The organism is Agromyces sp. NPDC058110, from assembly GCF_042884735.1.
In the GTDB taxonomy this organism is placed as follows: Bacteria; Actinomycetota; Actinomycetes; order Actinomycetales; family Microbacteriaceae; genus Agromyces.
Genome location: NZ_JBHVTI010000002.1, coordinates 168898 through 194278, shown reverse-complemented (window position 1 = coordinate 194278; position 25381 = coordinate 168898). Strand labels below are relative to the sequence as shown.

Genomic DNA, 25381 nt, shown 5'->3' with positions numbered 1-25381 from the left:
CGAACGCATCGACGGCCCCGGCTCCCCGGCCCGGCCCGGCCCGCTCAGTACTGTGGAAGCGTGAACGCGAACACCCCGACCGGCCGCGGCTCCGGGCACCGCTCGGGCCGGTCGGCGGTCGACCCCGCAGTTCGCGGAGCGGCCTCGGCCTCGGCCTCGGCCGAGACATCCGCCGCCCCGTCGATCGACGAACCCGCCCCGCTGACCGCACGCGAGCGGTTCGACGAGCTCAGCGGTCCGCTGCGCGACCGGTTCGAGGAGCCGATCAACCGGGTCACGAAGGTCACGCGACGCACGATGGCGCTCTTCCCGGTGCGCGTCTGGCGGTACTTCCTCGCGCAGAACGGCTTCATCCTCTCGTCGGGCATGAGCTACCAGGCGCTGTTCGGAATCTTCGCCGCCATCTACGTGGTGTTCGCGGTGTTCGGCATCTGGCTGACCTCCAACGACGAGACCCTGGACGCGTTCGTGGCGCTGCTCAACACCTACGCGCCCGGATTGATCGGCGACAACGGCATCATCACCGACCAGGACATCCAGAAGATCGCGACCTCGAGCTCGAGCGCGCTCGGCATCACGGGCGGTGTCGCACTGCTCGGCCTCGCCTGGACCGCGATCGGGTGGGTGACGTACACGCGCATCGGCGTGCGCAGCACCTTCGGTCTGCCGAAGGACGAGCGCTCCTACCTGCTGCTGAAGGCGCGCGACCTGCTCGCCGGCCTCAGCTTCGGCATCGTGCTCATCGTCGCCGCCGCCCTCTCGGTCGCGACCACCGGGTTCATGCAGTGGCTCATGAGCCTCGTCGGGCTCGACCCGAGCTCGAGCTGGACCGCCTTCTTCGTGCAGGTCGGCGCGGTCATCGTCGTGTTCGTGATCGACACGGTCGCGCTCGCGGTGCTCTTCAGGTTCCTGTCGGGGGCGGCGATGCCCTGGCGCCGCATGGTCGTCGGCTCGCTGCTCGGATCGGCCGCACTGTCGGTCATGCAGCTGCTCGGCGGGTTCCTCATCACCTTCGCGAGCAGCAACCCGCTGCTCGCGACCTTCGCCGTGTTCATCGCGCTGCTCTTCTGGTTCCGCATGACGAGCATCGTGATCCTCGTGGCCGCGAGCTGGATCGCGGTCGAGGCGTCCGACGCGAACGAGAGCCTCCGCGAACTCACCCCCGAGCAGGTCGAGGCCGAGCGTCGGGCGATCGAGGCGCAGGCCGCCGTCACCGTCGCCCGCGTGCACCTGCGCGAGGCCGAGGCCGCCGCCGAGGCCGCGAGCTGGATCACCGGGTTCCGCGCGCGGCGGGCGGTGGCCCGTGCGCAGCTCGATCTCGACGAGGCCCAGGCCGCAGCGGAGCGGGTGCAGCGCCCGAAGCGCACGCTCGACTTCTGAACGCCCCTGTCGGCGGCCTCCATTAAGATCGAGGGCATGCCTTCGCCCTCCCGCCTCCGTGTCGCCAGCGTCAACGTCAACGGAGTGCGAGCCGCATATCGGCGCGGAATGGGCGAATGGCTCGAGGCTCGCGACGTCGACCTGCTCGCACTGCAGGAGGTGCGCGCCTCGACCGAAGACCTCCAGGGCCTGCTCGGCGACGAGTGGAGCATCCTGCACGATCCCGCCACAGCGAAGGGCCGTGCGGGCGTCGCCATCGCGAGCCGCAATCGCGCGACCATTCACCGCGTCGACCTCGGCGCTCACGACTTCGACACCGCGGGCCGCTGGCTCGAGGCCGACTACGAGGTCGGCGGGCGCATCGTCACCGTCGTGAGCGCGTACGTGCACTCCGGCGAGGTCGACACCCCGAAGCAGGTCGAGAAGTTCAAGTTCCTCGACGCCATGCAGGCGCGCCTGCCCGAACTCGCGGCGCACTCCGAGCTCGCGCTGGTGGTCGGCGACCTCAATGTCGGGCACCGCACGCTCGACATCAAGAACTGGAAGGGCAACGTCAAGCGCGCCGGCTTCCTACCGGAAGAGCGCGCCTACTTCGACCGGTTCGTCGGCGCCGAGGGCTCCGACGACACGGGTCTCGGCTGGGTCGATGTGGGGCGCCGCTTCGCGGGCGAGGTCGACGGGCCGTACACCTGGTGGTCGTGGCGCGGCAAGGCGTTCGACAACGACAGCGGCTGGCGCATCGACTACCAGCTCGCGACGCCCGCCCTCGCCGAACTGGTGACCGACTACACCGTCGACCGCGCGGCGACCTACGACGCCCGATTCTCCGATCACTCCCCCGTCGTCGTCGACTACGCCGTCTGAGCGGATGCCGCGGCGAGCCGCATCCGGTCACGAAGACCTCCCTCGATCTCTCCTCTCTCCATGAAAGAGCCACGCACATGAACACCGCCCGCCCCGTCGTCTTCTCGGGAATGCAGCCCTCGAGCGATTCGCTCCACCTCGGCAACTACCTCGGCGCGCTCGTGAACTGGGTCGCGCTGCAAGACGACTACGACCCGATCTACTGCGTCGTCGACCTGCACGCCATCACCGTGGCGCAAGACCCGAAGCTCCTCCACGAGAACGTGCGCCGCACCGCCGCCCAGTACCTCGCCGCGGGCGTCGACCTCCAGCGCTCGACGCTGTTCGTGCAGTCGCACGTGCCCGCGCACGCCGAGCTGGCCTGGGTGCTCAGCACCATCACCGGGTTCGGCGAGGCCGGCCGCATGACCCAGTTCAAGGACAAGTCGGCCAAGCAGGGCGCAGACGCGACGACCGTCGGCCTCTTCACGTACCCCGTGCTCATGGCCGCCGACATCCTGCTCTACGGCACGAACGCCGTGCCGGTCGGCGACGACCAGCGCCAGCACCTCGAGCTCACGCGCGACCTCGCGGGCCGGTTCAACGCCCGCTACGGCGAGACCTTCGTGGTGCCCGAGGCGCTGATCCCCAAGGAGTCCGCGCGCATCTACGACCTGCAGGACCCCACCTCCAAGATGTCGAAGTCGGCGGCCTCGGAGGCCGGCCTCGTGAAGCTCCTCGACGAGCCGGCGGTCACCGCCAAGAAGTTCAAGAGCGCGGTCACCGACACCGGTCGCGAGGTGCGGTACGACCGCGACGAGAAGCCCGGCATCTCGAACCTGCTCGACATCTACTCGGCGCTCGCCGGGCGCCCCATCGCCGAGATCGAGGCCGAGTACGACGGACGCGGCTACGGCGACTTCAAGAGGGACCTCGCCGAGGTCGTCGTCGACCGGCTCACGCCGATCCGCGCCCGCACGCTCGAACTGCTCGACGACCCCGCCGAGCTCGATCGGCTGCTGGGCGTCGGTGCCGACAAGGCCGCCGAGCGCGCCGAGACCGTGCTGCGCACGGTCTACGACCGCGTCGGCTTCGTGCGCCGGCGCTGACAGGCGGGAGCGCACGATGCACCCGGTGGAGATCGTCACCGATCGGCTGCTGCTCGACCTGCCCGTGAGGGGCGACGTCGACCTCGTGACGCGGTACTGCCAGGATCCCTTCTTCGAGGAGTACCTCACCACGCCGTGGCCCTACTCCCGCTCCGACGGCGAAGGATTCCTCGGCGTGCATGTACCCGCCGGCTGGGCGTCGGGCTCCGAGTTCACGTGGGCGTTGCGCACCGTGCGCGGCGGCCCGCTCCTCGGCGTGATCAGCGTGCGCGAGACCCAGCACGAGATCGGGTTCTGGATGGGTGCCGAGCACCGGGGCGCCGGACTCATGGGCGAGGCGGCCTCGGCGGTGTGCGAGTGGGTGCTTGCGGGCGGCATCGACGGCGCGACGACCGTCTTCTGGCGTGCCGTCGAGGGAAACGTCGGGTCGGCGAAGGTCGCGAGAGCCGCAGGATTCCGGCATATTCGACCCGAGAACCCGACGGTGCCGACGCGCGACGGGGTCGGAACCCTACCCGCCTGGTACGGCGTTCGCGAGGCTGTCATCGACCCGAGGGCCGAAGCCAGCTGGGACCCCGTGCTCGGCCCGCGCGCGTGACTCCCGTGCACGCGGGCACGGTCGTGCTCTTCGACCTCGACGACACGCTCATGGCGCACCGCGAGGCGGTCGCCCGCGGCATCCTTCGTCACATGCGCGAGCGTGCATACGCGGGCGACGACACGGCCTCGCAGCACCTCTGGCACGAGCTCGAGGAACGGCACTACCACCGCTACCTCGCGGGCGAGGTGACGTTCGAGGGCCAGCGGCGCGCCCGCGCACGGGACTTCGCACGCGCGCACGGCGACGAACTCGACGATGACGGCGCGGGCGACTGGTTCGACCGCTACTTCGAGCGCTACCGCGACGCCTGGAGCCTGCACGGCGACGCACTGCCGGCGCTCGACGAGCTCGTCTCGACGCTGCCGGGCGTGCGGCTCGGCATCATCACGAACGGCGAGCCCGACTTCCAGCGCGCCAAGCTCGACCGGCTCGGCATCTCCGACCGGTTCGACCACGTCATCGCATCGGGCGCGCTCGGGGTGACGAAGCCCGACCGGCGCATCTTCGATGCCGCGATCGAGGTGTTCGCGGCCGAGGCTCCGGTCGATCGTGCCGCGTACGTCGGCGACCGCCTGCGCACCGACGCGCTCGGCGCCGCTGCCGCCGGACTCGACGGTGTCTGGCTCGACCGGTTCGGCGTCGAGCTCGACGCCGACGAGGCGGCCGAGGTGCGCGAGGCGCGCGTCATGGTGATGTCGAGCCTCGAGGGGCTCGCGAGGCGGCTCGCCGCCCGATGGGGAACGGCGCCCGACGCACGTTGAGCCGCGGCATCCGCCGGCCGTGTCCCGCCCGGGGGCGGCGCCGCAGACGACGGCCGGAGACGAGAATGGGCCGGTCGCACCCCCATGCGACCGGCCCGTCGTCCCACACTAACCGGTGGAACAGGTGTGCGACGTTACGCGACGTCGCCGTCGACCCAATCGAGGGTCTTCGTGACGGCCTTCTTCCAGCTGCGGTCGAGGCGGTCGCGCTCGGCCTCGTCCATCGACGGGGTCCAGCGCTTGTCCTCCTGCCAGTTCTTGGCGAGGTCGTCGAGACCCGACCAGAAGCCGACGGCGAGGCCGGCGGCGTAGGCGGCACCGAGTGCCGTGGTCTCCGCGACGACCGGTCGCACGACCGGCACGCCGAGGATGTCGGCCTGGAACTGGAGCAGTGTGTCGTTCGCCGTGGCGCCGCCGTCGACCCGGAGCTCGCTCAGGTCGATCCCCGCGTCGGCGTTCACCGCCTCGACCACGTCGCGCGTCTGGAACGCGATCGCCTCGAGTGCCGCACGCGCGATGTGCCCCTTGTTCACGTAGCGCGTGAGGCCCACGAGCGCGCCTCGCGCGTCGGGCCGCCAGTACGGGGCGAACAGGCCGGAGAACGCGGGCACGAAGTACGCGCCGCCGTTGTCCTCGACGCTGTTCGCGAGCGCCTCGACCTCGGAGGCCGAGGAGATGAGCCCGAGGTTGTCGCGGAGCCACTGGATCAGCGACCCGGTGACGGCGATCGACCCTTCGAGCGCGTAGTGCACGGGCTCGTCGCCCAGCTTGTAGCCGACGGTCGTGAGCAGGCCGTTCTTCGAGTGCACGATCTCGGTGCCCGTGTTGAAGATCAGGAAGTTGCCCGTGCCGTACGTGTTCTTCGCTTCGCCGGCCTCGAACGCGGCCTGTCCGAAGGTCGCGGCCTGCTGGTCGCCGAGGATGCCGGCGATCGGCGTCTCGCGGAGCAGCGAGTGCTCGTTGGCGACGCCGTAGACCTCGGACGACGAGCGGATCTCGGGGAGCATCGAGCGAGGCACGTCGAACGCCGCGAGGATCTCGTCGTCCCACTGCAGCGTCTCGAGGTCCATGAAGAGCGTGCGGCTGGCGTTCGTGACATCGGTGGCGTGCACGCCGCCGTCGACTCCGCCGGTCAGGTTCCACAGGACCCAGGTGTCGGTGGTGCCGAACAGCAGGTCGCCCGCCTCGGCCTTCTCGCGCGCCCCGGGCACGTTCTCGAGGATCCACACGATCTTGGTGCCCGAGAAGTAGGTGGCGAGGGGCAGGCCGACCTTGGCCTTGAAGCGCTCGACGCCGCCGTCGGCCGCGAGCCGGTCGACGATCGACTGCGTGCGGGTGTCCTGCCAGACGATCGCGTTGTAGACGGGCTCGCCCGTGTTCTTGTCCCAGACCACCGCGGTCTCGCGCTGGTTGGTGATGCCCACCGCGGCGATGTCGTGACGGGTCAGGTTCGCCTTGCCGAGCGCCTGGCCGATGACCTCGCCCGTGTTGCGCCAGATCTCGGCGGCGTCGTGCTCGACCCAGCCGGCCTTGGGGAAGATCTGCTCGTGCTCGAGCTGCCCGGTCGAGACGATCGATCCGGCCTTGTCGAAGATGATCGCGCGCGACGAGGTGGTGCCCTGGTCGATCGCGAGGATGTAGTCGCTCATCTGAGAACTCCGTTGCTGTCAGTGAATGGGTTTGGGTGGGGTGGGACGGATGCCGCGGGTCAGCCGAGCAGCGGCAGCAGCGGGATCGCGGCGAAGCCGGCGACGACGCCGCCGATGATGGGGCCGACGACCGGCACCCACGAGTACGACCAGTCGCTGCCGCCCTTGCCCTTGATGGGCAGGAGGGCGTGCACGATGCGGGGGCCGAGGTCGCGGGCGGGGTTGATGGCGTACCCGGTCGGGCCGCCGAGCGAGGCGCCGATCGCGATCACGAGGAACGCGACGGGGATCGCACCGAGTTCGGCGGGGGTGCCGCCGTTCGTGAAGCCGATGATGACGAAGACGAGCACGAAGGTGCCGATGATCTCGGTGACGAGGTTCCACCCGTAGGAGCGGATCGCGGGCCCCGTCGAGAAGACGCCGAGCTTGGTCGCGGCATCGGGCTCCGCGTCGAAGTGCTGCTTGTAGGCGAGCCAGCAGAAGACCGCACCGAGCATGGCGCCGATCATCTGGGCGCCGATGTAGGTGAGCACCGAGAGGCCGCCGACGGGCACGCCCTGGCCGAACTCGGTCGCGCCGTTCGCGACGAGCCCGAGCGTGACGGCCGGGTTGAGGTGCGCGCCGGAGGCGTACGAGACCACGACGCCGGCGAAGACCGCGAGGCCCCAGCCGATGTTGATCATGAGGGTGCCGCCGCCGAGGCCCTTCGTCTTGGCGAGGATGACGTTGGCGACCACGCCGCAGCCGAGGAGCACGAGCATGGCCGTGCCGACGAGTTCCGACAGGAAGTCGATTCCGAGATTGTCCACGTTGACCTTTCTGGTGTGATGCGAGCCGAGCGGCCCGGGCGAGCCGAGCGGCCCCGATGAAACGTATCCGTCGAAACTCCCGATGCCGGGCGTTTCGGCGTGCACATCCGTGCAGATTCGATCGGGGCCGGTGCCCTTACGCTGCGGGCGCGAGGGCCTCGAGCACGACCCCGTGGCGCTCGGTCATGAGCGTCGCGGTCGCTTCGATCTCGGCCTCGCGACGCGCGTCGTCCCAGCCGAGCTCGTCGCCCGCGATGCCCGCGAGCTCGACGAGCAGGGGCGCGGTGAGCGTGCCCGTGAACGCGATGCTCGTGCGGCGCAGCACGAGGTCGGCCAGGTGCACGACGCGCTCGTTGCGCACCAGCCAGGCGATCTCGCCCCGCGTGTAACCGTCGTGGTGGTCGAGCGCGCGCTCGGTGTCGCCGTCGACCTCGTCGAGGTAGGCCTCGGCGCGGGTGCCGTACCGCTCGAGCAGCGCGTCGGCGCGCTCGCGGCCCACCTCGTCGTCGTGCGACACGAGCCACACGAGGCGTGCGTCGTCGGTCGTCGGGTAGCCCGCGCCGCCGCCGATCGCGAGGCCCTCGGTCGAGCGCACGCGCGTCGCGCCGAGCAGTTCGAGCACCTCGTTCGAGAGGTGCTCGGCGAGCGCGCGGAACGTGGTCCACTTGCCGCCGACGAGGCTCAGCAGGGTCGTGCCCGGGCGTGCCGCGACATCCGCCCGCTCGATGCGGTAGTCGCGGCTGACGAAGCCGGGCTGGGTGTCGTCGTGGCGCGGCAGCGGCCGCACGCCCGAGAAGCGGTAGACGATCTGCGAGCGGTCGACGGCGATGGCTGGGAAAACGTGCGCGATGAGCTCGAAGAAGTAGTCGACCTCGGCCTCGGTGCACACGGCGGGCTCGCGCATGTCGTGCTCGAGGTCGGTCGTGCCGACCATCACGCGGCCCTTGAGCGGGTAGATGAGCACGATGCGGCCGTCCTCGTGCTCGAAGAAGATCTCGCGTCCGCCGGTGGCCTCGAGCAGCTCGGGGTGGTCGAGCACGATGTGCGAGCCCTTGGTGCCGCCCATGAAGCGGGTTTCGCGACCGAGGTCGGCGTTGGTCAGGTCGGTCCAGGGTCCGGAGGTGTTCACGACCACGTCTGCGGCGATCGAGAACTCCTCGCCGGTGAGGCCGTCGCGCACGCGCACGCCGTCGGCGTCGAGGCCGACCGCGCCGAGGTGGTTGGCGGCACGCGCGTGCGGGCCTGCCGCGAGCCCGTCGAAGAGCACGTCGAGCGCGAGCCGCTCGGGGTCGTGCATGCTCGCGTCGTAGTAGGTGGCCGTGTACTTGATCTTCGGGTCGAGCGCGGGCAGCTCGGCGAGCGAGCGGGTGCGGCCGTGGAAGCGGTGGCGGGGCACCGAGCCCCCGTCGCGTGAGAACGCGTCGTAGATCGTGAGACCGGTCTTGATGAGCGCGGCGCCGCGCTCGGTCGGCTTGCCCTGCTTGTGGGTGAGGAACCGCATGGGCGCCGAGAGGATGCCGGAGAACGTCGAGTAGATCGGCACGGTCGTCTCGAGCGGCTTGACGTAGTGCGGGGCGATGCGGATGAGCGCGTTGCGCTCGGTGACCGACTCCTTCACGAGGCGGAACTCGCCGTTCTCGAGGTAGCGGATGCCGCCGTGGATCATGTGCGACGAGGCCGACGAGGCGCCCGAGACGAAGTCGTCGCGCTCGACGAGCACGACGTCGACGCCCTGCAGCGCGAGGTCGCGGAAGGTCGCGATGCCGTTGATGCCGCCGCCGATGATGACGACCGAGGCGTTCGGCCGGGCGCGGAGCGCGGCGACCTCGGCTCGGGCGGCGGGGGCGGCCTGGCCGCTCGCGGGGGTGTTCGGCTGCGTGATCGGGTGCGATGACATCGCTGTCCTCTCGGTTCGAGCGCGGGGTCTCGCCGCGGCTTGCGCGGACCGGCCCCGATGTGGATGAATACATCGTCGACTCGACCGCACGCAGTTGCAAGCCGCGTGCACAAACGTGCAAGGGTAGGGATATGAACGAGAAGCACGGACCCAACGCGACCCAGGGCGCCGAGGCGGTCTCGGACAAGACGCGCGAGGCGCTGCGCGCGGCCCACCTGTACTACATGCAGGACCTCACGATGGATGCGATCGCGCACGAGCTGCACACCTCGCGATCCTCGGTTTCGCGCCTGTTGAGCCACGCCCGCGCGAGCGGGCTCGTCGAGATCTCCATCCACTCGCCGCACGATCTGCCGAGCCGCATCGAGCAGGAGATCCTCGGCCGGTTCGGCATCGTCGCGCACGTCGTGCCCGTTCCCGACCATGCGAGCGACGTCGACCGCCTCGACCGCGTCGCCCTCTCGGCTGCACGGATTCTCGGGCGGTTCGTCGACTCGAACCAGGTGATCGGCATCGCCTGGGGCTCGACCATGAGCGCGATGAGCCGCCACCTCGTGCCGAAGTCGACGCACAACACCGAGATCGTGCAGCTGAACGGCGCGGGCAACGGCCGCACCACGGGCATCGTGTACGCGAGCGAGCTGCTGCGGCGCTTCGGCGACGCGTTCGGCGCGCGCGTGCAGCAGTTCCCCGTGCCCGCGTTCTTCGACGACCCCGAGACCCGCCGCGCGTTCTGGCGGGAGCGCAGCACCCAGCGCCTGCTCGACCTGCAGGCCGGCATGGACGTCGCGCTCTTCGGCGTCGGATCGCCGTTCGCCGAGGTGCCGAGCCACGTGTACCAGGGCGGCTACCTCGACCCGGCCGACTACGCGGGGCTCAGCCGCGAGGGAGCCGTCGGCGACGTCGCCACCGTGTTCTACCGCGCCGACGGCAGCACCGACGGCATCGCGCTGAACGACCGTGCGACCGGCCCCGACTTCTCGGTGCTGCGCCGTGCGCCGAGGCGCGTCTGCGTCGTCTCGGGCCGCGCCAAGCTCGCGAGCCTCTCTGGTGCGCTCGCGGCCGACCTCATCACCGACCTCATCGTCGACGAGGGCACGGCCCGCGCGCTGCTCGAGCACTGACGGAGCGAGCGGATGCCGCGGCGGGCCGCCGTGCCGACCCGGCCGCCTGCGGCATCCGCCCCACGACGCCGGAGCGCTCCATTGCGCCGAACGACGGGGAATACGACGGCCGATGCGGCGTTGAGTAGAATCGACACGAACAACGTGCTCCGGGGTCGGTGTAATTCCGAGCCGGCGGTGACAGTCCGCGAACTGCGGGTGCGAGGTCTTCGGCCTCACTCCCCTGGTTGATCCGGTGGAATTCCGGAACCGACGGTGAAAGTCCGGATGGGAGGCGGCACGTGTCGGCGGTGCTGTGCACCGTCGGCGTTCTCGGCGTTGCCGAACATCCCCGGAGCCTGACGACAGGACCACGGATGACGACGGCGGCGCACCACGACCGCGGCACGCGCGAGGCACTCGCGATGCGCCGCGCGCTCGAGCTCGCCGCCAACGGCCCCGAGCGCGGCGTGAACCCGCGCGTGGGCTGCGTGCTGCTCTCCCCCGACGGCCGCGTGCTCGCCGAGGGCTGGCATCGCGGCGCCGGGACCGCGCACGCCGAGGTCGACGCGCTCAGCCGCCTGGCTCCGGGCGAGGCCGTCGGCGCGACCGCCGTCGTGACGCTCGAGCCGTGCAACCACACCGGCCGCACCGGCCCGTGCGCCGAGGCGCTCATCGCCGCGGGCGTCGCACGCGTGGTCTACGCGGTCGCCGACCCCGGCGAGCACTCCTCGGGCGGCGCCGACCGCCTGCGCGCCGCGGGCGTCGACGTCGAACTCGCCGACGCGGCGATCGTCGACGAGGCCGAGGTCTTCCTGGGCGACTGGCTGTTCGCCGCGCGCATGCACCGCCCGCGGATCATCCTGAAGTGGGCCTCGAGCCTCGACGGCCGCGCCGCGGCCGACGACGGCACCAGCCAGTGGATCACCGGGCCCGAGGCCCGCCGCGACGTGCACACGCGCCGGTCCGCCGCCGACGCGATCGCCGTCGGCACGGGCACCGTGCTGGCCGACGACCCCTCGCTCACGGCCCGCGGCGCCGACGGCGCGCTGCTCGACGCCCAACCGATCCCGGTCGTGTTCGGGCGACGCGAGGTCCCCGCCGGTGCGGCGATCGAGCGCCACCCGGAGGCCGCCTCGCTCGTGCGGCTCGACGGCACCGACCTCACCGCCGACCTGCGCGACCTGGCGAAGCGCGGCATCCGCTCGCTCTTCGTCGAGGGAGGGCCGACGCTCGCGAGCGCGTTCATCGCGGCCGCGTACGCCGACGAGGTGCTCGTCTACCTCGCGCCCGCGCTGCTCGGCGGCGGCCGCCTCGCACTCCTCGATCTCGGCGTCACCACCATCGGCGAGGCCCGCCGCTACGACTTCGCCGCCATCGAGCGGCTCGGCGACGACGTGCTGCTCGTCGCCCACCCGGTCTCGAGCCGCGCCCCGCGCGCCTCGATCAGCACCACGGAAGGGAACTGACATGTTCACCGGAATCATCGAAGACCTGGGCACCGTCACCGGCGTCGAGCACGGCGCCGACGCCGCACGCATCACGGTGCGCGGCCCGCTCGCCGTCACCGGCGCCAAGCACGGCGACTCGATCTCGGTCTCTGGCGTGTGCCTGACCGTCGTCGCGTTCGACGACGAGTCGTTCACGGCCGACGTCATGGCGCAGACCCTCGCGATGTCGACGCTCGACTCCGTCGAGGCCGGGCGCCGGGTCAACCTGGAGCGCGCGGCCCTCGTCGGCGACCGCCTCGGCGGCCACATCGTGCAGGGGCACATCGACGGCACCGCACGGGTGCTCGAGATCCGGCCGGGCGACGCGTGGCGGGTCATCCGCTTCTCGCTCGACGCCGCGCACGCCCCGCTCGTGGTCGACAAGGGCTCGATCGCGGTCGACGGCGTCTCGCTCACGGTCAGCGCGCTCGGCGACGAGCCCGACGGCTCGTGGTTCGAGGTCTCCCTCATCCCCGAGACCCTCACAGCCACGACGCTCGGCGGGCTCGAGGTCGGCGACCGCGTGAACATCGAGACCGACATCCTCGCCAGGCACGTCGAGCGGATGCTGCGCCTCGACGCGCACCGATCGCTGCCGTCGTCGCTCGCCGCACCCGTCGAGCCCGTCGCGCCCGCTGCCGACCCCGCCGCCGAACCGGCACCCGCCACGATCGGAGGCGCACGATGACGCTCGCGACCATGCCGGAGGTGCTCGACGCGCTGCGCGCGGGCAAGCCCGTGATCGTCGCCGACGACGAGGGCCGCGAGAACGAGGGCGACGCGATCATGGCCGCCGAGTTCGCCACGCGCGAGTGGATCGCCTGGATGGTGCGCCACACGAGCGGGTACCTCTGCGCCCCCATGCCGAACGCCTACGCCGACCGCCTCGAGCTGCCGCTCATGGTCGAGCGCAACGAAGACGCGCGCACCACCGCCTACACGATCTCGGTCGACGCGGCCGACCGCACCTCGACGGGCATCAGCGCGAGCGACCGCGCCCACACCCTGCGCGTGCTCGCCGACCCCGAGTCGACGCCCGACCGCCTCGTGCGGCCCGGCCACGTCATCCCGCTGCGCGCCGTCGAGGGCGGCGTGCGCGAGCGCGCCGGGCACACCGAGGCGGCCGTCGACCTCATGCGCCTCGCCGGGCTGTCGCCCGTGGGCGTCATCGGCGAGATCGTGACCGACGACGGCGACATGATGCGACTGCCCGGCCTCATCGAGTTCGGCGAGCGCGAGGGGCTGCCCGTCACGACGGTCGCGGCGCTCATCGACTGGCTGCAGACCTGGCACGCGGGCCACGACCTCGACGGCGGACCCGTGCTGACCACGGTTCCCGAGTCCTCCCCCGTGACCTTCGAGGTCGAGACCGGCCTGCCCACGGTGCACGGCGACTTCCGGGTGCGCGCCTACCGCGACCAGGAGACGGGCGCCGACCACGTGGCCATCATCGCCGGCGATCCGGCGACGGATGCCGCGGGCGCCGTCGTGCGCGTGCACTCGGAGTGCCTGACCGGCGAGGCCTTCGGCTCGCTCAAGTGCGAGTGCGGACCCCAGCTCGACGCCGCCCTGCAGGAGATCCAGCACGCCGGCGGTGTGGTGGTCTACCTGCGCGGGCACGAGGGGCGCGGCATCGGCCTCATCAACAAGCTGCGCGCCTACCGCCTGCAGGAGGACGGCCTCGACACGCTCGACGCGAACGTCGCGCTCGGCCTGCCGGCCGACGCGCGCGACTACCGCGCCGCGAGCGCGATCCTCGCCGACCTCGGCGTCGAGCGCGTGCGGCTGCTGACGAACAACCCCGAGAAAGTGCGCCAGCTCGAGGCGCACGGCATCCGGGTGGTCGAGCGGCTGCCGCTCGTCGTCGGCGTCGGGGCCGTCAACACCGGGTACCTCGAGACCAAGCGTCGCCGCATGGGCCACGCGATCGACGACGCCCAGCTCGCGGATGCCGCGGCTGAGGCCCTTCTGGAAGGACACGCATCATGAGCGGAGCAGGCTCCCCCACTCTCGACGTCGACGGCACGGGCCTCGACGTGACGATCGTCGCCGGCAGCTGGCACGACGTGATCACCGACGCGCTCATCGCGAGCGCGCAGCGCACGCTCGACGAGGCGGGGGCCTCGCACACGCTCGTGCGCGTGCCGGGCAGCTTCGAGCTGCCCGTGGTCTCGAAGGCCGCGCTCGAGGCCGGGGCCGACGCGGTCGTGGCGCTCGGCGTCATCATCCGCGGCGGCACCCCGCACTTCGAGTACGTCTCGGCCGCGGCGACCGACGGCCTGACGCGCGTCGCGCTCGACACCGGCAAGCCCGTCGGATTCGGCGTGCTCACCCTCGACGACGAGCAGCAGGGCATCGACCGTTCGGGCCTGCCCGGCTCGAAGGAGGACAAGGGCCGCGAGGCGGCCGAGGCGGCGATCGCGACTGTGCGCGCCCTGCGCGCGGTGCGCGGCTGAGCCCCTCGGCGGCCGCCCGCCGCCGTCGAACCTTGATGGGTGCGACGTCGGGTGCGGCGCGCGCGCTCCACCTTTCGATGGGTCGTTTCGACACCGCGTAGAACTAGACTCGCGGTATGGAGATCCTGCGCCACATCGTCGTGTTCATCCACCTCATCGGGTTCGCCCTGCTCTTCGGATCCTGGGCCGTCGAGGCGGTGAACCGTCGCTACGGCGTGACCCGCCTCATGAACTGGGGGCTGCTCATCGCGGCCGTCGCCGGCCTCGCGCTGGCCGCGCCGTGGGGCATCGAGTACGACCTGAACTACGCCAAGATCGGCACGAAGCTCGTCGTGCTCCTCGTCATCGGCGCGTTCATCGGCATCGGGTCGGCCCGCCAGAAGCGCGACCAGGCCGTGCCGCGGTGGATGTTCTGGGCGATCGGCATCCTGACGGCGCTGAACGCCGCGCTCGCGGTCATCTGGCGCTGACGCCGCCGCGGCGGCGTGCACGCTCCGCGATCACCCTTCCGAACGGTCGGATGCCTCGGCATCCGGCCGTTCGTCGCATTATCGCCACCGCTCGTCGCATGGAGGTGCCGCTTGGGGCGCCGGCCGGCTCGCCTCGACGTAGGCTCTGTCGGTTGCCACAAGCGACGATTCCCCCACTTCTGCCGCGCGGCCCGGCCGGACCGACCTGCCGCGATGCGCAGCGTCCGACCAACGGACCGTCAGCACCACCCTGGAGTCTTCGCACCTGATGTCTGCATCATCCGCGGCCACGGCCGCACCCGCACCGAGCACGACCCCCGCCAATCCGCGCAGCCGCGTGATCCTCGCGAGCCTCATCGGCACGACGATCGAGTTCTACGACTTCTACGTCTACGCCACGGCCGCGGTGCTCGTGTTCCCGCACCTGTTCTTCCCGACCGGAGACGCCACCACGGCGCTGCTCTCGTCGTTCGCGGTCTTCGGCGCCGCGATGGTCGCGCGCCCGCTCGGCGCGGTCGTCTTCGGCCACCTCGGCGACAAGCACGGCCGCAAGGCGACGCTCGTCGGCGCGCTGCTCACCATGGGCATCGCGACGTTCCTCATCGGCGTGCTGCCGACGTACGCGCTCGTCGGCTGGCTCGCCCCGCTGCTGCTCGTGATCCTCCGCATCGCGCAGGGCTTCGCGCTCGGCGGCGAATGGTCGGGCGCCGCGCTCGTCGCGACCGAGAACGCCCCGCAGGGCAAGCGCGCCTGGTACGGCACGTTCCCGCAGCTCGGCGCGCCGATCGGCTTCATCATCGCGAACGGCCTGTTCCTCATCATCGCCGCGGTGCTGCCGAGCGACGACCCGTCGATGCCGTCGCAGGCGTTCCTCGACTGGGGCTGGCGCATCCCGTTCCTGTTCTCGGTGGTCATGGTGGCCGTCGGCCTCTGGGTGCGGCTGCGCCTCGTCGAGTCGACCGCGTTCGCGAAGGCGTCGAAGCAGGGCAAGCTGAAGCGCCTGCCGCTCGCGACCGTGTTCAAGAGCTACTGGAAGCAGCTCATCCTCGGCACCTTCTTCATGCTCGCGACCTACGTGCTCTTCTACCTGATGACGACGTTCTCGCTGAGCTATGGCCGCGCCCCGGTCGAAGCGGCGGAGGGCGCGCTGCCCGGTCTCGGCTACTCGTACTCGACGTTCGTGCTCATGCTCATCGGCGGCGTGCTCTTCTTCGGCGTGTTCACGCTCGTCTCGGGCCCCCTCGCCGACCGCTGGGGCCGTCGCAAGACGCTCATCTGGGTCACGCTCGGCATCATCGTGTTCGGCCTGGTCTGGGTGCCGCTGCTGAACGCGGGCTTCGCGGGCGTCATGATCTGGCTCGTCGTGGGCTTCTCGCTCATGGGCCTCACGTTCGGCCCCATGGGCGCGCTGCTGCCCGAGCTGTTCCCGACCAACGTGCGCTACACGGGCTCGGGCATCTCGTACAACGTGTCGTCGATCCTCGGTGCCGCGGTCGCTCCCTTCATTGCGGTCGCGCTCTGGCAGGCCGGCGGCGGCAGCCCGTTCTGGGTCGGCGTCTACCTGTCGGTCATGGCCGTGCTGACGCTCATCGCCCTGCTCGTCTCGAAGGAGACGAAGGACGTCGACCTCGACGCGTAGAAGGGTTCGCACGACGGATGCCGCGGCATCCGTCATCCCGAAGGGCGGATGTCTCGGCATCCGCCCTTCGTGCATGCCGGGGGTGTCCGCTCACCGACGGGCTCCGCCCCGTGCACCGTGAGCCGCCGTTCACACGATCGTCACGCCCGGGCCTTCAGGCCATGATCGCCGCGGCGTAGCATGGCGCGCACAGGGCAGCCGAGTCATCCGCCGCCGAACCGTCGGCGCTCGAGGCCCGGAGAGCGGGCGTGCGATGAACATGACGATGGACATGATGAAGGGCGCGATGTCGTCGTCGGAGATGCCCATGCAGGGCATGGATCCGATGATGATGCAGGAGTGTCTCGAGGCGCTCTCGGCGTGCGTGCAGGCGTGCGTCATGTGCGCCGACGCCGACGCATCCGAGGGCATGGGGCGCTGCGCCTCCATGTGCGCGAACTGCGCCGACATGTGCGACACCATGATGAAGATGATGCTGCGCATGCACGGCTGGGACATGGGCGTGATGATGTCGATGATGCAGTCGACCGCGATGATGGCGCGCGCCTGCTCGGCCGAGTGCATGATGCACGCCGCGATGAGCGAGCACTGCCGCATGTGCGCGATGGCCTGCGATCAGGTAGTCATGTCGATGGAGAAGATGATGGGCATGATGAGCGAGGCCATGCCCATGGCGTGAGCCCGACCGCCTTCGAAGGTGCGGGTTCCGCGTGCGCCGGGCGGTCAGGCGTCGGCGACGCTGAAGCGCTGATCGCCCGCGACGAGCACGCCGTACAGGCCGTGCAGTGCGACCGGGTCGCCGACTGCGAGCGCGCCCTCGAACGCCTCGTGATGCCAGACGCGGCGGATGCCCCCGTCGAGCGTCGCGAGCCACACGAACCCGTCGGCGCGCACCGACGTGACGACCGCGTCGATCCACTTGCTGGGCGTCGCCGCAGCGAGGCGCGCCTGCACGGCGTTGAGCCCGTGGCCCGGACGATCGCTCGCGCACTCGGCCGCCCGCTCGCAGCCGCGCATGCCCATGACCTCGCCCGTGCGGGGCGTGGTGACGGCGTGCGGCTCGCGGTGCGACATGAGGGCTCCTCGGTTCTCGTGGTTCGCGGTGCAGGCGACGTTACGCCCCCGATCTGCGGATGTCGCGGGCACCCGTCACACGCCGACACACGCCGCCGGACGGCTCGCCGGTCGCCCGGTGCCTGCGTCGACCGCCTCGCCCTACGATGACGCCATGCAGCCATCGACAGCCGGCATCCGCATCTCCGACGAGGTCCGCGACGCGCTTGCGGCCGGGCGCCCCGTGCTCGCCCTCGAGTCGACGATCCTCACGCACGGACTGCCGCATCCGCGGAACCTCGAGGTCGGGCTCGCGTCGGAGGCGCAGGTGCGCGACCTCGGCGTGACGCCCGCGACGATCGGCGTGATCGACGGCACGCCCGTCGTCGGCCTGGCGCCCGCCGAGATCGAGCGCCTGTGCGGCGAGTCCGACGGCAGCCCGGCCGCGCCGACACGGGTCGTGAAGGCGAGCCTGCGCGACCTGCCGATCGCCCGGGCGAAGCGGCTCGACGCCGGCACGACCGTGGCGGCGACCGCGTGGCTCGCGCACCGCGCGGGCATCCGCGTGATGTCGACCGGAGGGCTCGGCGGCGTGCACCGCGGTGCGAGCGAGACGTTCGACGAGTCGGCCGACCTCGGCACGCTCGCGACGACGCCGATCACGCTCGTGAGCGCGGGCGTCAAGTCGATCCTCGACATCGGCGCGACGCTCGAACGCCTCGAGACGCTGAACATCCCGGTGGTCGGGTATCGAACCGACCGGTATCCGGCGTTCTACGTCACCGACTCGGGCTTCGCGCTCGACTACCGCATCGAGAGCCCCGCGGATGCCGCTGCGCTGGCGCAGGCGCGCGACGAACTCGGGTTGCCGCAGGCCGTGCTCGTGGCCAACCCGGTCGACGAGGCCCTGCAGCTCGACCCCGCGCTGCACGACCGGGCGCTGGCCGAAGGGCTCGCCGCGGCATCCGCCCAGGGCGTCACCGGCCACGACACGACGCCGTTCCTGCTCGACCACGTGCAGCGGGCGACGGGCGGGCGCAGCCTCGAGGTGAACCTCGAGGTGTACCGCGGCAACGTCGCCCTCGGTTCGGAGATCGCGCGTGCCGTCGCCGGGTGAGCCGGCGGTCGGCGCGGTGGGCGCGGCCGACGCCGTCGAACCGGTCGACGCGGCGTGCGCCCGCGGCGTGCTCGCCGTCGCGGGCGACCTCGTCGAGGACATCGTCGTGTGGGCCAGCGAGCCCGTGCACCGTGCGACCGACACTGCGGCCCGCGTGTTCCGCGCCCGCGGCGGCAGCGCGGCGAACGTGGCCGCGCTCGCGGCCCCGCTCGCGCCGACGCGGTTCATCGGCCGGGTCGGGGCGGATGCCGCGGGCGACGCCCTCGCGACCGCCCTCGCCGAGAGCGGGGTCGACGTGCGCGTGCAGCGCGCCGGTCGCACGGGCACCGTCGTGCTGCTCGTCGACGTCGACGGCGAACGCACGATGTATCCCGACCGCGGCGCCTCGGCCGTGCTCGAGGGGGTGGATGCCGCGTGGCTCAACGGCGTCGCCTGGCTGCACCTGCCCGCCTACGGGCTCGAGCGCGAGCCGATGCGCGGCGAGCTGGCCCGGCTCGCCGAGCTCGCCCGCGATCGCGGCGCTGGCGTGTCGGTCGACGCCTCGTCGACGGGGCTCCTCGACGGGCTCGGCGTGGAGTTCGCGCTCGAGCTCGTGCGCGGCATCCGCCCCGACGTGCTCTTCGCGAACGAGGACGAGGCCGCGCTGCTCGGGCTCTCCGGGGGCGGGCCGGCCGCGGCATCCGTCGCCCCGACCGTGGTCGTCAAGCACGGCGCGCTGCCCACCGACGTGATCTCGGGCGGGGTGCTCGTGGCGCGCGTCGACGTCGAGCCGGTGACGGGCATCCGCGACCTCACGGGTGCGGGCGACGCGTTCGCGGCCGGGTACCTCGCGGCGTCGATCAGCGGGGCCGATGCCGCTGCGGCCGCACTCGCCGGGCATCGCGCCGCGGCATCCGTGCTGACGAATCCGGGGGCGCACACGTCCTGACGACACCGGGCGCCGGCTGTCATGGGAGGCCGCCTGCCGCGCACAACGAGACGCGTCGCGCACGCCGGCGTCAATCAAAGTTGACGTCAGGCAAGGCGTCAACTACGGTTGACGCCATGGATGACACGACCCTCCGCACCGCCATCGCCGCGGCCGACGGCGACGACCCCTACCGCGCCCTCCGCGACCTGCACCACGCGCGCATCGCGGTGAACCTCGAGCTCGACCGGGCCGAGGCCGTCGCCGTGCGCAAGGCCCGCGCCACGGGTGCGAGCTGGCAGCTGATCGCCCTCGCCCTCGAGGTGTCCAAGCAGGCCGTGCACAAGAAGTACGGGCGCAGCTGAGCAGGTCGGCCCGCACACGGCGGACCCTCAGAGTGGGGGGTCGTAGGCTGGTTCGGGCGATTCGCGCGAACCGGTCGGCGGCGACATCCGACGCACGCGCGCCCAGGAAGAGAAGATGAGCCAGACGCAGAACCGACCCGCCCGACGCAGCCCCTTCGCACGCCCCGCCAAGACCGAGGGCCCCCGCGCCTCGTTCTCGCAACTGCTGCCGTTCATCTTCGAGCACCGCCCCGTGCTCATCTGGGTCGCGCTGCTGTCGATCATCGCCGCGATCGCGAGCCTCGCCCAGCCGCTGCTCGTGAGCCAGGTCATCACCGTCGTCGAGGCCGGCGACGCCCTCGGCGGCATCGTCTGGGCGCTCGTCGCGCTCGTCGTCGTGAACGCCGTCATCACCGGCTACCAGCACTACCTGCTGCAGCGCACCGGCGAGGGCATCGTGCTCTCGAGCCGCAAGCGGCTCGCCGCGAAGATGCTGAACCTGCCCATCGCCGAGTTCGACACGCGCCGCACGGGCGACCTCGTCTCGCGCGTCGGCAGCGACACCACGATGCTCAGGGCCGTGCTCACGCAAGGGCTCGTCGAGGCCATCGGCGGCACGGTCACCTTCATCGGCGCGCTCATCGCGATGCTCGTCATCGACCCCGTGCTGCTCGGACTCACGGTGCTCGTCATCGCGATCGCGATCGTCACCGTGACGCTGCTGTCGATGCGCGTGCGCGACGCCTCGCACGCCGCGCAGGAGCGCGTCGGCGCGGTCGCCGCATCCGTCGAGCGCGCCATCAGCTCGGTGCGCACCATCCGCGCCGCCGGAGCGACCGAGCGCGAGGTCCGCACGATCGACGCCGAAGCGGAGGGCGCCTGGCAGAAGGGCGTCGACGTCGCGAAGATCTCGGCGCTCATCGTGCCCGTCGCGGGCATCGCCATGCAGGTGTCGTTCCTCGTCGTGCTCGGCGTCGGCGGCTACCGCGTCGCCTCGGGCGCCATCGAGATCGCCGACCTCGTCGCGTTCATCCTGTTCCTGTTCATGATGATCATGCCGCTCGGCCTCTTCTTCGGTGCCATCACCTCGGTCAACCAGGCCCTCGGCGCGCTCGGCCGCATCCAGGAGATCCTCGACCTGCCCGACGAAGACGCGCACGACCGCGACCTCGCGCCGCTCGCGCTCATGGTCGGCGAGGCCAACGCGGGCGTGCTGCCCGACGCTCCGGCCGTCAGCTTCGACGACGTGCACTTCGCCTACGCGTCGACCCCGAACGACCCCGCCGACCCCGCGAACGACTCCCCCGACTCGGTGCGGGCCGAGCCGTCGGTCACCGAACGTCAGCCGGTGCTGCGCGGCGTCTCGTTCGACGTGCCGCGCGGGCAGCGCGTCGCGCTCGTCGGCCCGTCGGGCGCGGGCAAGTCGACCATCCTCGCGCTCGTCGAGCGGTTCTACGACCCGTCGGTCGGCACCGTGCGCATGGGCGGGCTCGACCTGCGCTCGCTCGAGCGCCGCGACCTCCGCGCCCAGATCGGGTACGTCGAGCAGGACGCGCCCGTGCTCGCCGGCACCCTGCGCGACAACCTGATGCTCGGCAGCCCCGACGCGACCGACGCCGAGTGCGAGCACGTGCTGCGCGCCGTGAACCTCGGCAGCGTGCTCGACCGCGACGCCCGCGGCCTCGACGCCGCCGTCGGCGAAGACGGCATCATGCTCTCGGGCGGCGAGCGCCAGCGCCTCGCGATCGCGCGGGCGCTGCTCGCGGCTCCCCCGATCCTGCTGCTCGACGAGTCGACGTCGTCGCTCGACGGCGTCAACGAGCGCATGATGCGCGAGGCCATCGATGCGGTCGCCGCCGAGCGAACGCTCATCGTCATCGCCCACCGCCTCTCGACCGTGGTCGACTCCGACCGCATCGTCGTGCTCGACGGCGGCCGCGTCATCGGGGAGGGCACGCACGGCGAGCTCGTCGAGTCGGTGCCGCTGTACCGCGAGCTCGCGGAGCACCAGCTGCTCGTCTGAGCGGTTCAGCAGCACGGCGGATGCCGCGGCGCGGGCGCTCTTCACGGGCACGGCGCCGCGGCATCCGTCGTCTCGGGCTTCGGCGCTGACGGCGAGCCCGTCGGGCCCGACGGTCGCAGCGGCATCTCGGGGCTGACCCGAGCAAACCTCAGGGTCTGCTCGGATGGAGCGGATGCCGCGCGTTCGTAGCGTGTGGTTCTGCGTCCGAAGTCCGGATGCCAGCGACATCCGCACCGAAGGAATCCCCATCATGAGCATCGCCCCCGTGACCGACCTGCGCGACGTCCGCGACGCACGCGCGGCGACGAGCCTCGACCGGCTGCCCGTCGACCTCATCGAGGACCTGCCGAACGCCGTCGCTGACGAGAGCCCCGCCCGCCGCGGGCACGGCGACTCGTTCGACCGCGTGCAGTCCAGCCTGCAGGCCTGGCTGCGCACGTGGCAGCCGCAGCGGCTGCCCGCGTTCACGCCCGTGCGCGACGTCGCGCCGACCGGCCTCGCGGGCGCATCGGCGCTGCGGTCGTCGGCCTCGGCACCCGACGGCGCCGTGCGCGTGACCGCCTCGCTCTACGACCCGCCCACCCGCGGCGAGGGCGCACTCACCTGGTCGCGCAACTGGGCGAGCACCGCGGTGCTGCCTCCGGCCCGCGAGTCGGGTCGCCTCTTCTACCGCTTCCGCGCGTCGAGCCGCCTCGTGCTCGACGGCCAGGCCGACCTCGGCCTCATGTCGACGAGCGTGCACTTCGGCATCGTGGCGGACGCCGCGAAGGCCAGCCCCTTCGAGACCCCCGGGTTCCGCACGCCCATCGTCCGGCCGCTCGTGGGCGTACCGTGCAAGGCCGACCAGGACGCCTCGGCGTCGCACGTGTTCGAGGGTTCGATCGCCGTGCGCCAAGGCGAGACCCCGGCGCTCGCCTTCGTCGTCGGCACGGAGCTGCTCTTCGAGAACGGCTGGGTGCGCGTGCACGAGGGCACCAGCACGTGGATCGGCCCCGTCGAACCCGGTGCGACCGGCACCGTCGAGTACCGCTACGCGCCGACCGCGCTGCTGCGCGTGCTCGGGCACCTCGACTGAGCCGGTCGGCCGCACCGCTCGCCGGTCGGTCGCGACCCGCCGCTCCAGACCCGGAGGCGCGGCGCATCGCGACCGATCGGCGTCTCTCCGCCCGAACGGTTCAGCCGGCGGCACGGGCGGCGGACCCCTGCCCGGCCTCGGCCGGTTCGTCATCGACGCCGGCACGCTTCTGCCACGGCCACCGACCCGAGATCTCGAGCTCGAGCGACCAGCTGAGGAACGTCCGGATGACCACGATGATCGCCAGCACGCCGACCGACTCGAGCGTCGGCGTCACGGCCACGGTCTTGATGATGTCGGCCGCGACGAGCAGTTCGAGCCCGAGCAGGATCGCCCGTCCGAGCACCCGACGGAACCGCGTGTAGACGGGGCTGCGCCGACGCAGCCCCCGGAAGGCGGCATCGAGGGAGGCGTACAGCACGCCGACCACGATCGCGACGACGCCGAGCACGTCGATGACCTCGCCGACCGATTCGATGAACGTGCCGAATCCGAATTCGCCCATGTCGCCCCCTTGCGCCACACGCTAGCGGCGCGGTCGGCGAGCCGACGCGCGACGTGCCGGTGGCGCGAACCGCTCCCCACGAACGGATACCGCGGGCCGGCGCACCTTCCCGTGCACGCCGGCCCGCGGCATCCGCCCTTCGCATCGACGACGCGCCCCGTCCCCCTGGGGCGCGTCGTCAGATGCCGTCTGCGCTACGCGACCTGGTGCTCCAGGTGGTAGCGCAGGCTCGCGAGCTCGGCGCGGAGGGCCGCCGGCACGCGATCGCCGAACTGCTCGAAGTACTCCTCGGTCAGTGCGCATTCGGCGAGCCAGGAGTCGCGGTCGACGTCGAACAGCTGCTCGAGCGCCGCGTCCTCGATCTCGAGGCCGTCGAGGTTCAGGGCGCCGGATGCCGGCAGCAGGCCGATCGGCGTCTCCTGCACGTCTGCGGTGCCCTCGATGCGACCGACGATCCACTCGAGCACCCGGGCGTTCTCGCCGAACCCGGGCCAGAGGAAGTCGCCGTCGGCGCCCTTGCGGAACCAGTTGACTTGGAAAATGCGCGGCGCGTTCGTGCCGAGCGTGCGCCCCATCTTGACCCAGTGGCTCCAGTAGTCGGCCATGTTGTACCCGCAGAACGGGAGCATCGCGAAGGGGTCGCGGCGGAGCTCGCCGACGGTGCCCTCTGCGGCCGCCGTCTTCTCGCTCGAGATGGTCGCGCCCATGAACACGCCGTGCTTCCACGAGCGGGCCTCGGCGACGAGCGGCACGTTCGTCGCGCGGCGACCGCCGAACAGGATCGCGTCGATCGGCACGCCGTCGTGGGCGTCCCAGTCGTCGGCGATCTGCGGGCACTGCTGCGCGGCCACCGTGAAGCGCGAGTTCGGGTGCGCTGCGGGCCGGCCTGATGCCGGGGTCCACGGGTTGCCCTCCCAGTCGGTGAGCTCGGCGGGCACCTCGTCGGTCAGCCCCTCCCACCAGACGTCGCCGTCGGGGCGGAGCGCCACGTTCGTGAAGATCGTGTTGCCCCAGAGCGTGTCGACCGCGGTCGGGTTGGTCGACGCGCCGGTGCCCGGCGCGACGCCGAAGAAGCCGGCCTCGGGGTTGATCGCGTACAGGCGCCCGTCGGCACCGGGTCGCATCCAGGCGATGTCGTCGCCGATCGTCTCGACCGTCCAGCCGGGGATCGTCGGCTGCAGCATGGCGAGGTTCGTCTTGCCGCACGCCGACGGGAACGCCGCGGCCACGTGGTAGACGCCGCCCTCGGGCGAGGTGATCTTGATGAGCAGCATGTGCTCGGCGAGCCACCCCTCGTCACGCGCCATGACGCTCGCGATGCGGAGCGCGAAGCACTTCTTCGCGAGCAGCGCGTTGCCGCCGTAGCCCGAGCCGTACGACCAGATCTCACGCGAATCCGGGAACTGCACGATGTACTTGGTCTCGTTGCACGGCCAGTCGACCTCGGCGACGCGGTGGCCGACGCCGTCGACGAGCGGGTGGCCGACCGAGTGCACGGTGCGCACCCACGGCTCGCCGGCCTCGATGAGGCGGTAGACCTGAGCGCCCATGCGCGTCATGATGCCCATCGACAGCACGACGTACGGCGAGTCGGTGATCTCGACGCCGAGCTGGCTGATCGGGCCGCCGAGCGGGCCCATCGAGAACGGCACGACGTACATCGTGCGGCCCTTCATCGAGCCGTCGAACACGTCGTCGAGCTCGCCGCGCATGGCCTTGGGGTCGCGCCAGTTGTTCGTCGGGCCGGCGTCCTCCTCGTAGGTCGAGCAGATGAAGGTGCGGTCCTCGACCCGGGCGACGTCGCGGGGGTCGGTGCGTGCGAGATAGCTGTTGGGACGCCACTCGGGGTTCAGCTTGATGAGCTTGCCCTCGGCCACGAGCTGCTTGGTCAGCAGGTCGGCCTCGTGCTTCGACCCGTCGCACCAGACGATCTCGTCGGGCTTGGTCAGCGCGGCGATCTCGGCGACCCACGCGCGGAGGTCGTGGTCGGTCGTGCCGTGCGGCGCGGGGGCGGATGCTTCGACGGATGCCTCGGTGCCGGGCGTGAACTCGGAGATGGTCATCGTCGTCCCTTCTGTGGTGCCGGATCGCCTCGTGGCGGCCCCGGAATCGGTTCGTATTTCCAGAATGCGGCAGATCGAGACATCCGA

Annotated in this window: 24 protein-coding genes and 1 riboswitch; of the genes, 18 read left to right on the top strand and 6 right to left on the bottom strand. The window is 71.5% G+C overall.

Annotated features, from left to right (window positions below):
• The first annotated feature begins 60 nt into the window (after positions 1-60).
• The 5 genes from ACFVS8_RS05540 to ACFVS8_RS05520 all read left to right on the top strand — a co-directional run bounded on the left by ACFVS8_RS05540 (position 61) and on the right by ACFVS8_RS05520 (position 4694).
• The gene (locus ACFVS8_RS05540; RefSeq protein WP_387058660.1) at positions 61-1380 is read left to right on the top strand and encodes a YihY/virulence factor BrkB family protein; all 1320 of its coding nucleotides are present in this window, start codon (positions 61-63) and stop codon (positions 1378-1380) included.
• A 36-nt stretch (positions 1381-1416) separates the two neighbouring features.
• Entirely contained in the window at positions 1417-2244 is an 828-nt protein-coding gene (locus ACFVS8_RS05535) for an exodeoxyribonuclease III (protein ID WP_387058657.1), read from the top strand.
• Positions 2245-2321: 77 nt separating this feature from the next.
• A complete protein-coding gene (trpS, locus tag ACFVS8_RS05530) occupies positions 2322-3332 on the top strand; it encodes a tryptophan--tRNA ligase (RefSeq protein ID WP_387058655.1) in 1011 nt (336 codons plus the stop codon).
• 25 nt (positions 3333-3357) lie between these two features.
• Complete coding sequence (locus tag ACFVS8_RS05525) at positions 3358-3930, top strand: GNAT family N-acetyltransferase (protein ID WP_387058652.1); 573 nt, start codon at positions 3358-3360, stop codon at positions 3928-3930.
• The gene (locus ACFVS8_RS05520; RefSeq protein ID WP_387058649.1) at positions 3927-4694 is read left to right on the top strand and encodes an HAD family hydrolase; all 768 of its coding nucleotides are present in this window, start codon (positions 3927-3929) and stop codon (positions 4692-4694) included. Before ACFVS8_RS05525 ends, ACFVS8_RS05520 begins: the two co-directional genes overlap by 4 nt.
• 134 nt (positions 4695-4828) lie before the next feature.
• Here the strand turns inward: ACFVS8_RS05520 and glpK are convergent, their stop codons facing one another.
• The 3 genes from glpK to ACFVS8_RS05505 all read right to left on the bottom strand — a co-directional run bounded on the left by glpK (position 4829) and on the right by ACFVS8_RS05505 (position 9049).
• Entirely contained in the window at positions 4829-6343 is a 1515-nt protein-coding gene (gene glpK / locus ACFVS8_RS05515; RefSeq protein WP_387058646.1) for a glycerol kinase GlpK, read from the bottom strand.
• 59 nt (positions 6344-6402) lie between these two features.
• Complete coding sequence (locus ACFVS8_RS05510) at positions 6403-7104, bottom strand: MIP/aquaporin family protein (protein WP_387059738.1); 702 nt, start codon at positions 7102-7104, stop codon at positions 6403-6405.
• 184 nt (positions 7105-7288) lie between these two features.
• A complete protein-coding gene (locus ACFVS8_RS05505) occupies positions 7289-9049 on the bottom strand; it encodes a glycerol-3-phosphate dehydrogenase/oxidase (protein WP_387058643.1) in 1761 nt (586 codons plus the stop codon).
• Positions 9050-9180: 131 nt separating this feature from the next.
• Here ACFVS8_RS05505 and ACFVS8_RS05500 point away from each other — a divergent pair, with 131 nt between their 5' ends.
• The 8 genes from ACFVS8_RS05500 (at position 9181) to ACFVS8_RS05465 (ending at position 16886) form a co-directional block, all read left to right on the top strand.
• Positions 9181-10173, top strand: a complete 993-nt coding sequence (locus ACFVS8_RS05500) for a sugar-binding transcriptional regulator (RefSeq protein WP_387058640.1) — start codon at positions 9181-9183, stop codon at positions 10171-10173.
• Positions 10174-10313: 140 nt separating this feature from the next.
• A riboswitch (FMN riboswitch) is annotated at positions 10314-10458 on the top strand.
• Between the two features lie 71 nt (positions 10459-10529).
• The gene (ribD, locus tag ACFVS8_RS05495; protein ID WP_387058637.1) at positions 10530-11621 is read left to right on the top strand and encodes a bifunctional diaminohydroxyphosphoribosylaminopyrimidine deaminase/5-amino-6-(5-phosphoribosylamino)uracil reductase RibD; all 1092 of its coding nucleotides are present in this window, start codon (positions 10530-10532) and stop codon (positions 11619-11621) included.
• Between the two features lies 1 nt (position 11622).
• Positions 11623-12330 (top strand): riboflavin synthase, encoded by a 708-nt coding sequence (locus tag ACFVS8_RS05490; RefSeq protein ID WP_387058634.1) that lies wholly within the window; start codon positions 11623-11625, stop codon positions 12328-12330.
• Positions 12327-13631 carry a GTP cyclohydrolase II gene (gene ribA, locus ACFVS8_RS05485; RefSeq protein ID WP_387058631.1) on the top strand — a complete coding sequence of 435 codons (1305 nt, stop codon included), beginning with the start codon at positions 12327-12329 and terminating at the stop codon, positions 13629-13631. Before ACFVS8_RS05490 ends, ribA begins: the two co-directional genes overlap by 4 nt.
• The gene (gene ribH, locus ACFVS8_RS05480) at positions 13628-14098 is read left to right on the top strand and encodes a 6,7-dimethyl-8-ribityllumazine synthase (protein WP_387058628.1); all 471 of its coding nucleotides are present in this window, start codon (positions 13628-13630) and stop codon (positions 14096-14098) included. Before ribA ends, ribH begins: the two co-directional genes overlap by 4 nt.
• A 116-nt stretch (positions 14099-14214) precedes the next feature.
• Positions 14215-14568 carry a Fe-S protein gene (locus ACFVS8_RS05475; protein ID WP_387058625.1) on the top strand — a complete coding sequence of 118 codons (354 nt, stop codon included), beginning with the start codon at positions 14215-14217 and terminating at the stop codon, positions 14566-14568.
• Positions 14569-14836: 268 nt separating this feature from the next.
• Positions 14837-16207 carry an MFS transporter gene (locus ACFVS8_RS05470; RefSeq protein WP_387058622.1) on the top strand — a complete coding sequence of 457 codons (1371 nt, stop codon included), beginning with the start codon at positions 14837-14839 and terminating at the stop codon, positions 16205-16207.
• Positions 16208-16478: 271 nt separating this feature from the next.
• Positions 16479-16886, top strand: coding sequence for a hypothetical protein (locus ACFVS8_RS05465; protein ID WP_387058620.1), 408 nt, complete (start codon positions 16479-16481; stop codon positions 16884-16886).
• Positions 16887-16930: 44 nt separating this feature from the next.
• Here ACFVS8_RS05465 and ACFVS8_RS05460 read toward each other — a convergent pair whose 3' ends face one another.
• Positions 16931-17281 carry a hypothetical protein gene (locus ACFVS8_RS05460; protein ID WP_387058617.1) on the bottom strand — a complete coding sequence of 117 codons (351 nt, stop codon included), beginning with the start codon at positions 17279-17281 and terminating at the stop codon, positions 16931-16933.
• Positions 17282-17435: 154 nt separating this feature from the next.
• Between ACFVS8_RS05460 and ACFVS8_RS05455 the strand changes: the two genes are divergently transcribed.
• The 5 genes from ACFVS8_RS05455 (at position 17436) to ACFVS8_RS05435 (ending at position 22726) form a co-directional block, all read left to right on the top strand.
• Positions 17436-18377: a pseudouridine-5'-phosphate glycosidase gene (locus ACFVS8_RS05455; protein ID WP_387058614.1), complete on the top strand. Its 942-nt coding sequence runs from the start codon at positions 17436-17438 to the stop codon at positions 18375-18377.
• Positions 18361-19305: a carbohydrate kinase family protein gene (locus tag ACFVS8_RS05450; RefSeq protein ID WP_387058611.1), complete on the top strand. Its 945-nt coding sequence runs from the start codon at positions 18361-18363 to the stop codon at positions 19303-19305. The genes ACFVS8_RS05455 and ACFVS8_RS05450 overlap by 17 nt, the downstream gene beginning before the upstream one ends.
• A 116-nt stretch (positions 19306-19421) precedes the next feature.
• On the top strand, positions 19422-19649 hold the full coding sequence (locus ACFVS8_RS05445) for a hypothetical protein (RefSeq protein ID WP_387058608.1): 228 nt from the start codon (positions 19422-19424) through the stop codon (positions 19647-19649).
• A 115-nt stretch (positions 19650-19764) separates the two neighbouring features.
• The gene (locus ACFVS8_RS05440; RefSeq protein ID WP_387058605.1) at positions 19765-21651 is read left to right on the top strand and encodes an ABC transporter ATP-binding protein; all 1887 of its coding nucleotides are present in this window, start codon (positions 19765-19767) and stop codon (positions 21649-21651) included.
• Positions 21652-21901: 250 nt separating this feature from the next.
• A complete protein-coding gene (locus ACFVS8_RS05435; protein WP_387058602.1) occupies positions 21902-22726 on the top strand; it encodes a hypothetical protein in 825 nt (274 codons plus the stop codon).
• 100 nt (positions 22727-22826) lie between these two features.
• Here the strand turns inward: ACFVS8_RS05435 and ACFVS8_RS05430 are convergent, their stop codons facing one another.
• Together ACFVS8_RS05430 and ACFVS8_RS05425 are read right to left on the bottom strand one after the other, a co-directional pair.
• Entirely contained in the window at positions 22827-23231 is a 405-nt protein-coding gene (locus ACFVS8_RS05430) for a DUF1622 domain-containing protein (protein WP_387058599.1), read from the bottom strand.
• 194 nt (positions 23232-23425) lie between these two features.
• Positions 23426-25294, bottom strand: coding sequence for a phosphoenolpyruvate carboxykinase (GTP) (locus tag ACFVS8_RS05425; RefSeq protein ID WP_387058596.1), 1869 nt, complete (start codon positions 25292-25294; stop codon positions 23426-23428).
• Positions 25295-25381: the final 87 nt, after the last annotated feature.

Excerpts from the sequence above, each read along its gene's own strand:
- ACFVS8_RS05535 (WP_387058657.1), top strand. The coding sequence starts at position 1,417 with ATGCCTTCGCCCTCCCGCCTCCGTGTCGCCAGCGTCAACGTCAACGGA.
- trpS (WP_387058655.1), top strand. The coding sequence starts at position 2,322 with ATGAACACCGCCCGCCCCGTCGTCTTCTCGGGAATGCAGCCCTCGAGC.
- glpK (WP_387058646.1), bottom strand. The coding sequence starts at position 6,343 with ATGAGCGACTACATCCTCGCGATCGACCAGGGCACCACCTCGTCGCGC.
- ACFVS8_RS05510 (WP_387059738.1), bottom strand. The coding sequence starts at position 7,104 with ATGCTCGTGCTCCTCGGCTGCGGCGTGGTCGCCAACGTCATCCTCGCC.
- ACFVS8_RS05505 (WP_387058643.1), bottom strand. The coding sequence starts at position 9,049 with ATGTCATCGCACCCGATCACGCAGCCGAACACCCCCGCGAGCGGCCAG.
- ACFVS8_RS05500 (WP_387058640.1), top strand. The coding sequence starts at position 9,181 with ATGAACGAGAAGCACGGACCCAACGCGACCCAGGGCGCCGAGGCGGTC.
- ribD (WP_387058637.1), top strand. The coding sequence starts at position 10,530 with ATGACGACGGCGGCGCACCACGACCGCGGCACGCGCGAGGCACTCGCG.
- ACFVS8_RS05490 (WP_387058634.1), top strand. The coding sequence starts at position 11,623 with ATGTTCACCGGAATCATCGAAGACCTGGGCACCGTCACCGGCGTCGAG.
- ribA (WP_387058631.1), top strand. The coding sequence starts at position 12,327 with ATGACGCTCGCGACCATGCCGGAGGTGCTCGACGCGCTGCGCGCGGGC.
- ribH (WP_387058628.1), top strand. The coding sequence starts at position 13,628 with ATGAGCGGAGCAGGCTCCCCCACTCTCGACGTCGACGGCACGGGCCTC.
- ACFVS8_RS05475 (WP_387058625.1), top strand. The coding sequence starts at position 14,215 with ATGGAGATCCTGCGCCACATCGTCGTGTTCATCCACCTCATCGGGTTC.
- ACFVS8_RS05470 (WP_387058622.1), top strand. The coding sequence starts at position 14,837 with ATGTCTGCATCATCCGCGGCCACGGCCGCACCCGCACCGAGCACGACC.
- ACFVS8_RS05465 (WP_387058620.1), top strand. The coding sequence starts at position 16,479 with ATGATGAAGGGCGCGATGTCGTCGTCGGAGATGCCCATGCAGGGCATG.
- ACFVS8_RS05460 (WP_387058617.1), bottom strand. The coding sequence starts at position 17,281 with ATGTCGCACCGCGAGCCGCACGCCGTCACCACGCCCCGCACGGGCGAG.
- ACFVS8_RS05455 (WP_387058614.1), top strand. The coding sequence starts at position 17,436 with ATGCAGCCATCGACAGCCGGCATCCGCATCTCCGACGAGGTCCGCGAC.
- ACFVS8_RS05445 (WP_387058608.1), top strand. The coding sequence starts at position 19,422 with ATGGATGACACGACCCTCCGCACCGCCATCGCCGCGGCCGACGGCGAC.
- ACFVS8_RS05440 (WP_387058605.1), top strand. The coding sequence starts at position 19,765 with ATGAGCCAGACGCAGAACCGACCCGCCCGACGCAGCCCCTTCGCACGC.
- ACFVS8_RS05435 (WP_387058602.1), top strand. The coding sequence starts at position 21,902 with ATGAGCATCGCCCCCGTGACCGACCTGCGCGACGTCCGCGACGCACGC.
- ACFVS8_RS05430 (WP_387058599.1), bottom strand. The coding sequence starts at position 23,231 with ATGGGCGAATTCGGATTCGGCACGTTCATCGAATCGGTCGGCGAGGTC.
- ACFVS8_RS05425 (WP_387058596.1), bottom strand. The coding sequence starts at position 25,294 with ATGACCATCTCCGAGTTCACGCCCGGCACCGAGGCATCCGTCGAAGCA.